Below are 14,517 nucleotides of genomic sequence, written 5' to 3'. Positions count from 1 at the left end.
ATACCAAAAAAATCTTACACTTAACAAACTACTTTAACTTCCGGGCGCAGCCTTCAGTGCTGGTTCAAGTTATTGAGCAAGATTATGCGTCAGATTCTCGTTGCCCCCCCTTTTGCGCTCTTAAATCACAGTTATGTAAGACTTTTCCTTTACCGCGCGCCTTGACGGTGTGGTGGGCGCATTCCTATAGTGTGCGCAAGTGGCGGAAAGTGGCATGAAGTGGGTTTTTTGAGCTCAAAACGCTAAAATTTGGAGAAACGCTGACGTGTTTCGCGGAGCTAACGCTATCAGTCTCGACGCAAAAGGCCGTCTCGCTATGCCGAGCCGGTATCGCGACGAGCTCGTTTCGCGTAGTTCCGGGCAGTTAATCGTCACGATCGATGCCGTTGATCCCTGTTTGTGTGTTTACCCCCTCGATGAGTGGGAAATTATTGAAACCAAATTGCGCGCACTGCCTTCGCTTCGCGAAGAAAACCGCCGCCTGCAACGTTTACTGATTGGTAACGCCGTCGACCTCGAGCTCGATGGCAGTGGTCGTTTTCTGGTTCCGCCGCGTTTGCGTGAATATGCCAAGTTGGATAAGCGCGCGATGTTGGTAGGCCAACTGAACAAGTTCCAATTATGGGACGAGGATGCCTGGGATGCGGTTTCTGCCGCTGACCTGGCTGCTATTCAACAACCGGGCGCCATGCCTGATGAACTGCGTGATTTAATTCTGTGACTATTGATAGCGGCTTCAACCACATCACCGTACTGCTTGACGAAGCCGTGGAGGCTCTCGCCGTACGTCCTGATGGCTGCTATCTGGACGGTACGTTCGGACGCGGCGGACACAGCCGTTTGATCCTCAGCCAGCTGGGGCCCGATGGCCGGTTGCTGGGATTCGACAAAGATCCTCAAGCGATTGCCACTGGGCAAACGCTGGCGGCCGAAGACGGCCGCTTTGTCGTTGTGCAGCGCAGCTTTGCCGAGCTGGGCTCGGAAGTGGCCGAGCGCGGGCTGGCCGGCAAGGTCAGCGGGATCCTGCTGGACCTCGGCGTGTCTTCCCCGCAGCTTGACGACCCTGAGCGCGGTTTCAGTTTCCTCAACGACGGCCCGTTGGACATGCGCATGGATCCTTCGCGAGGGATCAGCGCTGCCGAATTCGTCAACACCGCGCCGGTGGAAGAGATTGCCCGGGTGTTCAAGGAATACGGCGAAGAACGTTTTTCCGGACGCATGGCTCGAGCCGTCGCTGAGCGTCGCGATATCAAGCCATTCGAGCGCACCGGCGACCTGGCTGAAGTCCTGAAAGTCGCCAACCCGGCATGGGAGAAGGGCAAGAACCCGGCCACCCGTGCTTTCCAGGGCTTGCGTATCCACGTCAACAACGAGCTGGGCGACCTGGAGGCTGGCCTCGAAGCCGCCCTGGAGTGCCTGGAAATCGGCGGCCGCCTGGTAGTGATCAGCTTTCATTCCCTGGAAGACCGCATCGTCAAGCTCTTCATGCGCAAGCTGGTGAAAGGCGAAGCGGACAACCTGCCGCGCAACCTGCCGGTGCGGCATGTGGCCTTCGAGCCGAAAATCAAAGTCCATGGCAAAGCGCAGTCCGCCTCCGAGGCCGAACTCAAAGCCAACCCACGTTCCCGTAGCGCCGTCATGCGTGTCGCGGAGAAGTTGCGGTGAGCAAGCTTTTCGCCAAGCCACTTCCCGGCGGAAGCTTTTTCATGCTGCTGCTATTTGTCGGTGTGCTCGTGTCGGCTATCGGCGTGTCCTACAGTGCCCACTGGAACCGCCAGTTGCTGAACTCGCTGTACAACGAATTGAGCGTGCGCGACAAGGCGCAGGCGGAGTGGGGGCGGCTGATTCTCGAGCAGAGTACCTGGACCGCACACAGCCGAATCGAAGTTCTGGCCTCAGAGCAACTGAAGATGCGCATTCCCGGCGCAGCTGAAGTGCAAATGGTGGCGCCATGATGAAACTCGAGGGCGCACTGTTCCCATGGCGGTTTCGCCTGGTACTGGGCTTGCTCGGCGTCATGGTCGCGGCGATCTGCTGGCGTATCATTGACCTGCAAATCGTTGACCGTGCGTTCCTTAAAGGCCAGGGCGATGCGCGCAGCGTTCGTCACATTCCCATTCCGGCTCACCGTGGCCTGATCACCGACCGTAACGGCGAGCCTTTGGCCGTCAGTACGCCGGTCACCACGCTGTGGGCCAACGCCAAGGAAATGCAACAGGCCAAAGAGAAGTGGCCAGCACTGGCGGCGGCTCTGGGCCAGGACCCGAAAGCCCTGAGCGAGCGTCTCGAAGCCCAGGCCAACAAGGAATTCATCTACCTGGTGCGTGGCCTGACCCCGGAGCAGGGGCAGTCGGTACTCGACCTGAAAGTACCCGGCGTCTATGGCATCGAAGAGTTCCGGCGTTTTTATCCTGCCGGTGAAGTCACCGCGCACATGGTCGGGTTCACCGATATCGACGACCACGGGCGCGAAGGAGTCGAGCTGGCCTATGACGAATGGCTCGCGGGTGTCCCGGGCAAGCGCCAGGTCATCAAGGACCGGCGCGGCCGACTGATCAAGGATGTACAGGTCACCAAAAACGCCAAGGCCGGCAAGCCCTTGGCGTTGTCCATTGACCTGCGCCTGCAATACCTGGCCAACCGCGAGCTGCGCAACGCAATCATCGAGAATGGCGCCAAGGCCGGCAGCCTGGTGATCATGGATGTGAAGACCGGCGAAATCCTCGCCATGGTCAACCAGCCAACATACAACCCGAACAACCGTCGCAACCTGCAGCCGGCGATGATGCGCAACCGCGCAATGATCGACGTGTTCGAGCCGGGTTCGACCATGAAAGCGATTTCCATGAGCGCCGCGATTGAATCCGGGCGCTGGAAACCGACCGATACCGTCGAGGTCTATCCAGGCAGCTTGCAGATCGGTAAATACACCATCAAGGACGTATCCAAGTCCGAGGGACCGGTACTCGACCTGACCGGTATCCTGATCAACTCCAGTAACGTCGGCATGAGCAAGATCGCCTTCGACATTGGCGGCGAAACCATTTTCCGCCTGGCGCAGAAAGTCGGCCTCGGCCAGGACACCGGCCTGGGCTTCCCGGGCGAGCGCGTCGGCAACCTGCCGAACTACCGCGAATGGCGCAAGGCTGAAACCGCCACGTTGTCCTACGGCTACGGTATTTCCGTGACCGCGATCCAGTTGGTGCACGCGTTTTCAGCCCTGGCCAACAACGGTCGCCTGGCGCCACTGACGCTGATCAAGACCGACAAGGCCCCGCAGACCACCCAGGTATTGCCCGAGACAGTCGCGAAGACCATGCAGACCATGCTGCAACAAGTGATCGAAGCCCCGCGCGGCGTGTTCCGTGCACAGGTCCCGGCTTATCACGTGGGCGGCAAGTCGGGTACCGCACGTAAAACCTCGGTTGGCACCAAAGGTTACGCCGAGAATTCCTACCGATCGCTGTTCGCCGGCTTCGGCCCGATGAGCGACCCGCGGTACGCAATCGTTGTAGTCATCGATGAACCAAGCAAAGCCGGTTACTTCGGCGGTCTGGTATCGGCGCCAGTGTTCAGCAAAGTGATGTCCGGGACCTTGCGCCTGATGAACATCACTCCTGACAACCTGCCTCCGGTCCAGCAGGCCAATGCCACCCCGGCTGTTCCGCTGAAAGCCAATGGAGGGCGCGGCTGATGTCTCTAAGTCTGAACAAGATATTTGCCCACGCCGGTCGTGATCTGCTGATCCGCGAACTGACCCTTGATAGCCGCAATGTGCGGGCTGGCGACCTGTTCCTGGCCGTGCCTGGCGGCAAGTTCGACGGCCGTGCGCACATCGGCGATGCCTTGCAGCGCGGCGCCGCGGCCGTGGCCTATGAGGTTGAAGGCGCTACCGTGCTGCCGATCACTGACGTGCCGCTGATTCCGGTCAAGGGCCTGGCAGCGCAGCTGTCGGACATCGCCGGGCGATTTTATGGTGACCCGAGCCGCCACCTGAACCTGGTCGGCGTCACTGGCACCAACGGCAAGACCAGTGTTACCCAGCTGGTCGCGCAAGCCCTGGACCTGCTCGGTCAGCACTGCGGCATTGTTGGCACCCTGGGCAGCGGTTTTTACGGCGCCCTGGAAAGCGGCCTGCACACGACGCCGAACCCGATAGCCGTACAGGCGACCCTCGCCGACTTGAAGAAAGCCGGGGCCAAGGCCGTGGCCATGGAAGTGTCCTCCCACGGTCTGGATCAGGGGCGAGTGACGGCCCTGGCGTTCGACGTGGCAGTGATGACCAACCTGTCCCGCGATCACCTCGATTACCACGGCACCATGCAGGCTTACGGTGAAGCCAAGGCGAAGCTGTTTGCCTGGAATGACCTGAAATGCCGCGTGGTGAATCTCGACGACGAGTTCGGCCGCCAGCTGGCCGCTGACAAACGCGAGTCGCGACTGATCACCTATAGCCTCGAAGACGCCCGCGCCTACCTTTATTGCCGTGAAGCGCATTTCGACGACGAAGGCGTGCGCGCCACGCTGGTCACGCCTCAGGGCGAGCATCACTTGCGCAGCACATTGCTCGGCCGGTTTAACCTGAGCAACGTGTTGGCCGCAGTCGGCGCCTTGCTCGGCCTGGATTACGCGCTCGACGAAATTCTCAAGGTGCTGCCGAAACTTGAAGGCCCGGCCGGTCGCATGCAGCGCCTGGGCGGCGGCACTCAACCGTTGGTGGTGGTCGATTACGCCCACACACCGGATGCGTTGGAAAAAGTATTGATGGCCCTGCGCCCACACGCCAAAGGGCGCCTGTTGTGCCTGTTCGGCTGCGGCGGTGACCGTGATCGCGGCAAGCGCCCGCTGATGGCGGAAGTGGTGGAGCGTCTGGCGGACGGCGTGCTGGTCACCGATGACAACCCGCGTACCGAAGACCCTTCGGTGATCTTCGACGACATTCGTGCCGGTTTCAGCGCTGTGGATAACGTAACCTTCGTTGCCGGTCGTGGCCAGGCGATTGCCCAGCTGATTGCCGGTGCCTCGGCCGATGACGTCATCGTGCTGGCGGGCAAAGGCCACGAGGACTATCAGGAAATCAACGGCGAACGTCAGCCGTTCTCCGACCTGGTCGAGGCCGATCGCGCCCTGACCGCATGGGAGGTGGCCCGTGCTTGAAGCCTTGAAATTGAGCGAACTCACCGGCGCGCTGAACGCCCGCCTGGTCAGTGCCGATGCGAGCTTCAACGGCGTCAGCATCGACAGCCGCGCGATCCAGCCGGGCCAGCTGTTCGTGGCCCTGACCGGTCCGCGGTTTGACGGGCATGACTATCTCAATGACGTCGCCGCCAAAGGCGCAGTAGCGGCATTGGTCGAGCGTGAAATCGCCGACAGCCCGCTGGCGCAACTGGTGGTCAAAGACACCCGCCAGGCCCTCGGTCAACTGGGCGCGATCAACCGTGTCGCGTTCACCCAGCCCGTGGCGGCCATTACCGGTTCCAGCGGCAAGACCACGGTCAAGGAAATGCTTGCAAGCATCTTGCGCACCCGTGGTCCCGTGCTGGCCACCCGCGGCAACCTGAACAACGACCTGGGCGCGCCCCTGACCTTGCTCGAACTGGCGCCGGAACATACCGCTGCCGTGATCGAACTGGGTGCTTCGCGTCTCGGCGAAATTGCCTACACCGTTGCGATGACCAAGCCCCATGTCGCCGTGCTCAATAACGCCGGGACTGCCCACGTGGGTGAGTTTGGCGGGCCGGACAAAATCGTCGAGGCCAAGGGCGAGATTATCGAAGGGCTGGATGCCGACGGCGTCGCCGTGCTCAATCTAGATGACAAGGCTTTTGAAATCTGGAAGACCCGCGCAGCCGGTCGCAAAGTACTGACCTTTGCCCTGAGCAATGTCGCGGCCGACTTCTACGCCAGTGATCTGGATCGCGACGCTCGCGGCTGCCCGGCGTTCAACCTGCACAGTCCCGACGGTGTGGAGCGTGTTCAATTGAACCTGCTCGGCACCCATAACGTCGCCAATGCCATGGCTGCCGCAGCCGCTGCCCATGCGCTGGGTGTATCCCTGTTCGGCATTGCCACCGGCCTCGGCGCGGTGCAACCGGTCAAGGGTCGCACCGTTGCGCAGCTGGCCAGCAACGGCATGCGCGTCATCGATGACACTTACAACGCGAACCCCACCTCCATGTGCGCCGCCGTTGATATACTCGCCGGCTTTTCCGGCCGCACCGTTCTGGTGCTCGGGGATATCGGCGAGTTGGGTGACTGGGCGGAGCAGGGGCACCGCGACGTGGGCGAATACGCCCGCGGCAAAGTCAGCGCGCTTTACGCTGTTGGGCCAATGATGGCCCACGCCGTGACCGCGTTTGGCGAGCACGCCCGTCACTTCAGCACTCAGGCTGAACTGATCCAGGCCCTCGGCGCCGAGCAAGACACCAACACCACCATTTTGATCAAGGGCTCGCGCAGCGCTGCGATGGAAAACATCGTTGCCGCTTTGTGCGGGTCCAGTTTGGAGAAACATTAATGCTGCTGCTGCTAGCGGAGTACATGCAACAGTTCTACAAAGGCTTCGCGGTCTTCCAGTACCTGACCCTGCGCGGGATTCTCGGTGTGCTGACCGCGCTGGTCCTTTCGCTGTGCTATGGCCCGTGGATGATTCGTACCCTGCAGAAGCGTCAGATCGGCCAATCGGTTCGTAACGACGGTCCGCAATCGCACCTGTCCAAGTCGGGCACCCCGACCATGGGCGGCGCGCTGATCCTGTCTTCGATCGGCGTCAGCACCTTGCTCTGGGCTGACCTGAGCAACCGCTACGTCTGGACCGTATTGCTGGTGACCCTGCTGTTCGGCGCGATCGGCTGGGTGGATGACTACCGCAAGGTGATCGAGAAAAACTCCCGTGGCCTGCCGAGCCGCTGGAAATACTTCTGGCAGTCGGTATTCGGCCTGGGCGCGGCGATCTTCCTGTTCATGACCGCCACCACGCCTGTGGAAACCACGCTGATCCTGCCGATGCTCAAGGACTACAGCATTCCATTGGGCGCGGGCTTCATTGTCCTGACCTACTTCGTCATCGTCGGCTCGAGCAATGCGGTCAACCTGACCGACGGTCTCGATGGCCTGGCGATCATGCCGACCGTGATGGTCGGTGGCGGGCTCGGGATCTTCTGCTATCTGTCGGGTAACGTGAAATTCGCCGAATACCTGCTGATTCCTTATGTGCCGGGTGCCGGTGAACTGATCGTATTCTGCGGCGCGCTGATCGGTGCGGGCCTGGGCTTCCTCTGGTTCAACACCTATCCGGCCCAAGTCTTCATGGGTGACGTCGGCGCGCTGGCGTTGGGCGCTGCCCTGGGCACCATCGCGGTCATCGTCCGTCAGGAAATCGTCCTGTTCATCATGGGCGGTGTGTTCGTGATGGAAACCCTGTCGGTGGTCATCCAGGTGGCCTCCTTCAAGTTGACCGGCCGCCGGGTGTTCCGCATGGCACCCATACACCACCATTTTGAACTCAAGGGCTGGCCCGAGCCGCGCGTGATCGTCCGATTCTGGATCATCACCGTGATTCTCGTACTGGTTGGCCTTGCCACCCTGAAGCTGAGGTAGAACGAGTGTCTCTGATCGCTTCTGACCACTTCCGCATCGTTGTCGGCCTCGGCAAGAGCGGCATGTCCCTGGTTCGCTTCCTGGCGAACCGGGGCACGTCGTTTGCTGTCGCCGACACGCGGGAAGATCCACCGGAACTGGCCACGCTCAAGCGTGACTATCCGCACGTGGAAGTGCGTTGTGGCGAGCTTGACGTCGAGTTCCTGTGCCGTGCCGACGAGCTCTACGTGAGCCCCGGCCTGGCGCTGGCGACCCCGGCCTTGCAGGCCGCCGCCGCCCGTGGGGTGAAATTGTCCGGTGACATCGAGCTGTTCGCGCGTAACGCGAAGGCACCGATAGTCGCCATCAGTGGTTCCAACGCGAAAAGCACCGTCACCACCCTCGTCGGCGAGATGGCCGCAGCGGCCGGCAAGCGCGTGGCGGTCGGCGGGAACCTGGGCACGCCGGCGCTGGACCTGCTCGCCGACGACGTCGAGCTGTATGTCATGGAACTGTCGAGCTTCCAGCTGGAAACCACCGACAATCTCGGCGCTGAAGTGGCGACCGTGCTCAACGTCAGCGAAGACCACATGGACCGCTACAGCGGCCTGCCGGCCTATCACCTGGCCAAGCACCGGATCTTCCGCGGCGCCCGCCAGTTCGTGGTCAACCGCCAGGATGCCCTGAGCCGTCCGCTGATGGGCGAAGGCCAGCCATGCTGGACCTTCGGCCTGAGCAAACCTGATTTCAAGGCATTCGGTATCCGCGAAGAAGACGGCGAGAAGTACCTGGCCTTCGAATTTCAAAACCTGATGCCGGTGCGCGAGTTGAAGATTCGCGGTGCCCACAATCAATCCAACGCCCTGGCGGCATTGGCGCTGGGGCACGCCGTGGGCCTGCCGTTCGACGCCATGCTGTCGAGCCTGCACACCTTCGCCGGCCTTGAACACCGATGCCAATGGGTCCGCGACCTGGATGGCGTGGGCTACTACAACGACTCCAAGGCCACCAACGTAGGCGCCGCACTGGCAGCCATCGAAGGCCTGGGCGCCGATATCGACGGCAAGGTCGTGCTGATCGCCGGTGGCGACGGCAAGGGGGCAGAATTCACCGACTTGCGCGATCCGGTGGCAGCCAACTGCCGTGCCGTGATCCTGATGGGCCGTGACTCCGACAAGATCGGTGCAGCCATTGGCGACCGTGTGCCGCTGATCCGCGTCGGCTCCCTGGTCGAGGCGGTGGAACAATGCCGCGCCGCCGCCCATCCAGGTGACGTGGTGCTGCTGTCGCCGGCCTGCGCCAGTTTCGACATGTTCAAGAATTACGAAGACCGTGGTCACCAGTTCGTCCGCGCTGTGGAGGATCTGGCATGAGCCTGCTTAATATCATCAAGCCGTACCCGTCGCCGATCATTACCGGGCGCGGCATCGATCTCGACTTCCCGATGCTCGCCGGGTGCCTGGCATTGCTGGGCCTGGGCCTGGTGATGATTGCCTCGGCGTCGACCGAAGTCGCTGCCGTACAGTCGGGCAGCGCCCTCTATTACATGATCCGCCACCTGATCTATGTGGTGCTGGGCCTGGGCGCCTGCATCGTCACCATGATGATCCCGATCGCCACCTGGCAGCGCCTGGGCTGGCTGATGCTGATTGGCGCGTTCGGCTTGCTGGTGATGGTGATCATTCCCGGCATTGGCCGTGAAGTGAACGGTTCGATGCGCTGGATCGGCTTCAGCTTCTTCAACGTGCAGCCTTCCGAAATCGCCAAGGTGTTCGTGGTGATCTACCTCGCTGGCTACCTGGTGCGGCGCCAGAAAGAAGTACGTGAAAGCTGGATGGGCTTTTTCAAACCGTTCATCGTGCTGTTGCCGATGGCCGGCCTGTTGCTGATGGAACCGGACTTCGGTGCCACCGTCGTGATGATGGGTGCCGCTGCGGCCATGCTGTTTCTCGGCGGGGTCGGGTTGTTCCGCTTCCTGCTGATGGTGCTGCTGGCAGTCGGCGCAGTCGTGCTGCTGATCCAGATGCAGCCTTACCGGATGGCGCGTCTGACCAACTTTGCCGACCCATGGGCTGACCAGTTTGGCGCCGGCTACCAGCTGTCCCAGGCGTTGATCGCTTTCGGTCGCGGCGAGTGGCTGGGCGTTGGCCTGGGCAACAGCGTGCAAAAGCAGTTTTACCTGCCGGAAGCCCACACCGACTTCGTGTTCTCGGTCCTGGCCGAAGAGCTGGGTGCGGTAGGTTCGCTGTTCACGGTTGCGCTGTTTGCCTTCGTCTGTGTGCGCGGGATGTACATCGGTTATTGGGCGGAAAAAGCCAAGCAGTTCTTTGCCGCCTACATCGCCTATGGCCTGTCGTTCCTGTGGATCGGTCAATTCCTGATCAACATAGGCGTGAACGTCGGCCTGTTGCCAACCAAGGGCCTGACCCTGCCGTTCCTCAGCTATGGCGGCAGCTCGCTGGTGATCTGCTGTGCGTGCCTGGGCCTGCTGCTGCGCATCGAATGGGAGAGTCGAACCCATCTTGGCAGCGAAGAGATGGAATTCCAGGAAAGCGACTTCGCCGAGGAGCCGACCCATGGGCGCTAACGTGCTGATCATGGCGGGCGGCACCGGTGGCCACGTGTTCCCGGCGCTGGCCTGTGCACGTGAGTTCCAGGCCCGCGGTTATACCGTGCACTGGCTTGGCACCCCGCGTGGCATCGAGAACGAACTGGTACCGATGGCCGGTATCGAGCTGCACCGCATCAATGCCAGTGGTCTGCGTGGCAAGGGCAAGTTGTCGCTGCTCAAGGCTCCGATCATGTTGCTCAAGTCGGTCTGGCAGGCGCGGGCGATCATTCGCCAGCTGCAGCCGGTCTGCGTGGTCGGCTTTGGTGGCTATGTGACCGGTCCTGGTGGTGTTGCTGCCAAACTGGCCGGTGTGCCAGTGATCGTTCACGAGCAGAACGCGGTGGCCGGTACCGCCAATCGGTTGCTGGTGCCGTTGGCCGCCCGGGTGTGTGAAGCCTTCCCCGACACCTTTACCCTGTCGGACAGCCGCCGTACCACTGGCAACCCGGTGCGTACCGAACTGTTCCTCGAAACACCGCGTTCGGCCCTGGCCGGTCGCAAAGCGCGTTTGCTGATCCTGGGCGGAAGCCTGGGTGCAGAGCCATTGAACAAGTTGCTGCCTGAAGCCCTGGCCCAAGTCGCTGCCGACCTGCGCCCGGAAGTGTTCCATCAGGCTGGCAAAAACCACGATGAAGTGACTGCAGAGCGCTACCGCGCTGCCGGCGTCGAGGCGCAGGTGCAGCCTTTCATCAAAGACATGGCCCAAGCCTATGGCTGGGCCGACCTGGTGGTGTGCCGCGCAGGCGCGCTGACCATCAGTGAACTGGCTGCCGCCGGTCTGCCCTCGATGCTGGTGCCTTTGCCCCATGCCATCGACGATCACCAGACCCGCAACGCCGATTATTTGGCCCGCGAAGGCGCTGCCTTCCTGATGCCACAAAGAACGACCGGCGCTGCGGATCTTGCCGCACGCCTGACAGAGGTCCTGATGCAACCGCAACGACTCAATGACATGGCCACCGCAGCCCGCCGCCTGGCCAAACCAGATGCTACCCGTAACGTTGTCGATACCTGCCTGGAGGTGGCCCATGGTTGAGAATCAGAAAGCCATGCCTCATCCGGAGATGCGCCGCATCCGTCGCATCCACTTCGTCGGTATCGGCGGCGTGGGCATGTGCGGCATTGCCGAAGTGTTGTTGAACCTGGGTTATGAAGTGTCCGGTTCCGACCTGAAGGCTTCGCCGGTGACCGAGCGCCTGGAATCCTTCGGTGCCCACATCTTTATCGGCCACCGCGCCGAGAACGCCGCGACGGCCGATGTGCTGGTCACTTCGAGCGCCGTGAACACCTCCAACCCGGAAGTCGCCACCGCCCTGGAACGTCGAATCCCGGTGGTGCCGCGCGCTGAAATGCTGGCTGAATTGATGCGCTACCGTCACGGCATTGCCGTCGCCGGTACCCATGGCAAAACCACCACCACCAGCCTGATCGCTTCGGTGTTCGCCGCAGGTGGCCTGGACCCGACGTTCGTCATCGGCGGTCGTCTGAATGCAGCAGGCACCAATGCCCAGCTCGGTACCAGCCGGTACCTGATCGCCGAGGCCGATGAAAGCGACGCCAGTTTCCTGCACTTGCAGCCGCTGGTGGCCGTGGTCACCAACATCGACGCCGATCACATGGCGACCTACGACGGCGACTTCAACAAGCTGAAGAAGACCTTCGTCGAGTTCCTTCACAACCTGCCGTTCTACGGTCTGGCGGTAGTGTGCCTGGACGATCCGGTGGTGCGCGAAATCCTTCCACTGGTCAAGCGTCCGACCGTCACCTACGGCTTCGGCGATGACTGCGACGTGCGCGCAATCAATGTGCGCCAGCAGGGCATGCAGACCTTCTTCACCGTGCTACGCCCTGAGCGCGAGCCGCTGGATGTCTCGGTGAACATGCCGGGCAATCACAACGTATTGAACGCCCTGGCGACCATCTGCATCGCCACCGACGAAGGCGTCAGTGACGAGGCCATCGTCCAGGGCCTGTCGGGCTTCCAAGGTGTCGGCCGACGCTTCCAGGTTTACGGCGAACTGCCGGTAGACGGCGGCAACGTGATGCTGGTGGATGACTACGGCCACCACCCGACCGAAGTCGCCGCCGTGATCAAGGCCGTGCGCGGTGGCTGGCCGGAGCGCCGTCTGGTGATGGTCTACCAGCCGCACCGCTACAGCCGCACCCGCGACCTGTACGACGATTTCGTCAATGTACTGGCCGACGCCAACGTGCTGCTGCTGATGGAAGTCTATCCGGCCGGTGAGGAACCCATCCCGGGCGCCGACAGCCGCAAGCTGTGCAACAGCATCCGCCAGCGTGGTCAGCTCGACCCGATCTACATCGAGCGCGGCGTTGACCTTGCACCGATCGTCAAGCCACTGCTGCGTGCCGGCGACATCTTGCTGTGCCAGGGCGCGGGTGATATCGGTGGCCTCGCCCCGAAACTGCTGAACAGTCCGTTATTCGTTGGCGCCGTTGCTGCGCCGAGCGTGGGGAAGTTGAAATGACCGCTGCATACGCCAACCTCTTTTCCACCATCGCGCCGAAAGACTTCGGTCGGGTGGCCGTGCTGTTCGGTGGCCGGAGCGCCGAGCGCGAGGTTTCCCTGAAATCGGGTAGCGCCGTGCTCGAGGCGCTGCAAAGCGCCGGGGTGGATGCGTTTGGTCTCGACGTGGGCGACGATTTGTTGCAACGCCTGCTGAGCGAAAAGATCGACCGCGCCTTCATCATTCTCCACGGTCGTGGCGGTGAAGACGGCAGCATGCAGGGCCTGCTCGAATGCCTGGGCATCCCGTACACCGGCAGTGGCATCCTCGCGTCGGCGCTGGCCATGGACAAGTTGCGCACCAAGCAGGTCTGGCACAGCCTCGGCATTCCGACGCCACGCCACGCCGTGCTGTGCAGCGAGGCCGATTGTATTTCTGCAGCGACGGAACTGGGCTTCCCTTTGATCGTCAAACCGGCCCATGAAGGTTCAAGTATCGGCATGGCCAAAGTGACTTCCACGTCCGAGTTGATCGACGCCTGGAAAGCGGCCAGTACCTACGATTCGCAAGTGTTGGTCGAGCAATGGATTCAAGGTCCGGAGTTCACCATCGCCACCCTGCGTGACCAGGTGTTGCCTCCGATTGCCCTGGGCACACCGCACAGCTTCTACGACTACGACGCCAAGTACGTGGCCTCCGATACCCAATACCGGATCCCGTGCGGGCTCGACAGCAACAAAGAGAAAGAATTGATCGACCTCACGGCGAAAGCCTGTGAGGCGCTGGGTATCGCCGGTTGGGGCAGGGCAGACGTGATGCAGGACGCCGATGGGCAGTTCTGGTTTCTCGAAGTCAATACCGCGCCGGGCATGACTGATCACAGCCTGGTGCCGATGGCGGCCCGTGCTGCCGGTCTGGATTTCCAGCAACTGGTTCTGGCCATTTTGGCCGCCAGCCTAGAGCCGCGAGGTTAAGACCATGCAAGGCGCCCAGCTGAGACATCAGCCTCCCGCACCGCCCGGCCGCAAGCCGGTGCCGCGGGGTGCAAGCCGAATGGTGGCCAAAGAGCCGATGTCCGCGCGCCTGCCGAAAGCCAACTTCGGTTTTCTCAAAGCCCTGTTCTGGCCAGTGCTGCTGGTCGCCCTGGGTTTCGGTACTTACGAAGGTGCGCAGCGTTTGCTGCCTTACGCTGACCGGCCGATTAGCAAGATCGCGGTACAAGGCGACCTGAGCTACATCAGCCAGCAAGCAGTGCAGCAGCGGATCGCCCCTTTTGTGGCGGCGAGCTTCTTCACCATCGACCTGGCGAGCATGCGTACCGAACTGGAGCAAATGCCCTGGATCGCCCACGCCGAAGTGCGGCGGGTATGGCCGGACCAGGTTGTGATTCGCCTGGAAGAGCAACTGCCGGTGGCCCGTTGGGGCGATGAGTCGTTGCTTAACAACCAGGGCCAGGCGTTCACCCCGCGTGAGCTGGCGAACTACGAACACCTGCCACAGCTGTTCGGTCCACAACGGGCCCAGCAGCAGGTGATGCAGCAGTACCAGGTGCTGAGCCAGATGCTCAGGCCGTTGGGCTTCTCGATTGCACGGCTGGAACTGCGTGAACGCGGCAGCTGGTTCCTGACCACCGGAGCCGGCAGTGCAGGCCCAGGCATCGAGTTGCTGCTGGGACGCGGCAACCTGTTGGAAAAGATGCGCCGTTTTATCGCCATCTATGACAAGACGCTTAAAGAACAGATTACGAACATTGCGCGCATCGATCTGCGCTATGCCAACGGCCTCGCTGTTGGCTGGCGGGAACCTGCAGCGCCCACGACAGCCCAACCCGCTGTCGCGAAGAATTAAGAAGAGGCAGGA

At 61.8% G+C, this 14,517-nt stretch carries 13 protein-coding genes; all 13 read left to right on the top strand.

Annotation, left to right across the window (positions count from 1 at the left end):
* The first annotated feature begins 265 nt into the window (after positions 1–265).
* The 13 genes from mraZ to AAEZ09_RS14615 are packed head-to-tail and all read left to right on the top strand — an operon-like array spanning position 266 to position 14,505.
* On the top strand, positions 266–721 hold the full coding sequence (gene mraZ, locus AAEZ09_RS14675) for a division/cell wall cluster transcriptional repressor MraZ (protein WP_008147486.1): 456 nt from the start codon (positions 266–268) through the stop codon (positions 719–721).
* Complete coding sequence (gene rsmH, locus AAEZ09_RS14670; protein WP_045059282.1) at positions 718–1,665, top strand: 16S rRNA (cytosine(1402)-N(4))-methyltransferase RsmH; 948 nt, start codon at positions 718–720, stop codon at positions 1,663–1,665. The genes mraZ and rsmH overlap by 4 nt, the downstream gene beginning before the upstream one ends.
* Complete coding sequence (ftsL, locus tag AAEZ09_RS14665; protein WP_045059283.1) at positions 1,662–1,955, top strand: cell division protein FtsL; 294 nt, start codon at positions 1,662–1,664, stop codon at positions 1,953–1,955. Before rsmH ends, ftsL begins: the two co-directional genes overlap by 4 nt.
* Positions 1,955–3,694 (top strand): peptidoglycan D,D-transpeptidase FtsI family protein, encoded by a 1,740-nt coding sequence (locus tag AAEZ09_RS14660; RefSeq protein ID WP_350599906.1) that lies wholly within the window; start codon positions 1,955–1,957, stop codon positions 3,692–3,694. The genes ftsL and AAEZ09_RS14660 overlap by 1 nt, the downstream gene beginning before the upstream one ends.
* Positions 3,694–5,157 (top strand): UDP-N-acetylmuramoyl-L-alanyl-D-glutamate--2,6-diaminopimelate ligase, encoded by a 1,464-nt coding sequence (locus AAEZ09_RS14655; protein WP_205891607.1) that lies wholly within the window; start codon positions 3,694–3,696, stop codon positions 5,155–5,157. Before AAEZ09_RS14660 ends, AAEZ09_RS14655 begins: the two co-directional genes overlap by 1 nt.
* Positions 5,150–6,517 (top strand): UDP-N-acetylmuramoyl-tripeptide--D-alanyl-D-alanine ligase, encoded by a 1,368-nt coding sequence (locus tag AAEZ09_RS14650; protein WP_045059286.1) that lies wholly within the window; start codon positions 5,150–5,152, stop codon positions 6,515–6,517. The genes AAEZ09_RS14655 and AAEZ09_RS14650 overlap by 8 nt, the downstream gene beginning before the upstream one ends.
* The gene (gene mraY, locus AAEZ09_RS14645) at positions 6,517–7,599 is read left to right on the top strand and encodes a phospho-N-acetylmuramoyl-pentapeptide-transferase (RefSeq protein ID WP_045059287.1); all 1,083 of its coding nucleotides are present in this window, start codon (positions 6,517–6,519) and stop codon (positions 7,597–7,599) included. Before AAEZ09_RS14650 ends, mraY begins: the two co-directional genes overlap by 1 nt.
* A 5-nt stretch (positions 7,600–7,604) precedes the next feature.
* Entirely contained in the window at positions 7,605–8,951 is a 1,347-nt protein-coding gene (gene murD / locus AAEZ09_RS14640) for a UDP-N-acetylmuramoyl-L-alanine--D-glutamate ligase (protein WP_205891609.1), read from the top strand.
* On the top strand, positions 8,948–10,165 hold the full coding sequence (gene ftsW / locus AAEZ09_RS14635; protein WP_045059289.1) for a putative lipid II flippase FtsW: 1,218 nt from the start codon (positions 8,948–8,950) through the stop codon (positions 10,163–10,165). The genes murD and ftsW overlap by 4 nt, the downstream gene beginning before the upstream one ends.
* Complete coding sequence (gene murG / locus AAEZ09_RS14630) at positions 10,155–11,225, top strand: undecaprenyldiphospho-muramoylpentapeptide beta-N-acetylglucosaminyltransferase (RefSeq protein ID WP_350599859.1); 1,071 nt, start codon at positions 10,155–10,157, stop codon at positions 11,223–11,225. Before ftsW ends, murG begins: the two co-directional genes overlap by 11 nt.
* The gene (gene murC, locus AAEZ09_RS14625) at positions 11,218–12,678 is read left to right on the top strand and encodes a UDP-N-acetylmuramate--L-alanine ligase (RefSeq protein ID WP_045059291.1); all 1,461 of its coding nucleotides are present in this window, start codon (positions 11,218–11,220) and stop codon (positions 12,676–12,678) included. Before murG ends, murC begins: the two co-directional genes overlap by 8 nt.
* The gene (locus AAEZ09_RS14620; protein ID WP_350599858.1) at positions 12,675–13,631 is read left to right on the top strand and encodes a D-alanine--D-alanine ligase; all 957 of its coding nucleotides are present in this window, start codon (positions 12,675–12,677) and stop codon (positions 13,629–13,631) included. The genes murC and AAEZ09_RS14620 overlap by 4 nt, the downstream gene beginning before the upstream one ends.
* A 4-nt stretch (positions 13,632–13,635) precedes the next feature.
* Positions 13,636–14,505, top strand: a complete 870-nt coding sequence (locus AAEZ09_RS14615) for a cell division protein FtsQ/DivIB (RefSeq protein WP_045059293.1) — start codon at positions 13,636–13,638, stop codon at positions 14,503–14,505.
* The last annotated feature ends 12 nt before the right edge of the window (positions 14,506–14,517 follow it).

The organism is Pseudomonas sp. 65/3-MNA-CIBAN-0223 (genome assembly GCF_040310425.1).
Classification (GTDB): domain Bacteria; phylum Pseudomonadota; class Gammaproteobacteria; order Pseudomonadales; family Pseudomonadaceae; genus Aquipseudomonas; species Aquipseudomonas gregormendelii.
The sequence above is the reverse complement of the archived record's forward strand: the minus strand, read 5'-3'. Positions and strand labels throughout refer to the sequence as shown.

Bases quoted from the DNA above. Each gene is read 5' to 3' on its own strand.
- AAEZ09_RS14660 (WP_350599906.1), top strand. From the start codon at position 1,955: ATGAAACTCGAGGGCGCACTGTTCCCATGGCGGTTTCGCCTGGTACTG.
- AAEZ09_RS14655 (WP_205891607.1), top strand. From the start codon at position 3,694: ATGTCTCTAAGTCTGAACAAGATATTTGCCCACGCCGGTCGTGATCTG.
- mraY (WP_045059287.1), top strand. From the start codon at position 6,517: ATGCTGCTGCTGCTAGCGGAGTACATGCAACAGTTCTACAAAGGCTTC.
- ftsW (WP_045059289.1), top strand. From the start codon at position 8,948: ATGAGCCTGCTTAATATCATCAAGCCGTACCCGTCGCCGATCATTACC.
- murG (WP_350599859.1), top strand. From the start codon at position 10,155: ATGGGCGCTAACGTGCTGATCATGGCGGGCGGCACCGGTGGCCACGTG.
- murC (WP_045059291.1), top strand. From the start codon at position 11,218: ATGGTTGAGAATCAGAAAGCCATGCCTCATCCGGAGATGCGCCGCATC.
- AAEZ09_RS14620 (WP_350599858.1), top strand. From the start codon at position 12,675: ATGACCGCTGCATACGCCAACCTCTTTTCCACCATCGCGCCGAAAGAC.
- AAEZ09_RS14615 (WP_045059293.1), top strand. From the start codon at position 13,636: ATGCAAGGCGCCCAGCTGAGACATCAGCCTCCCGCACCGCCCGGCCGC.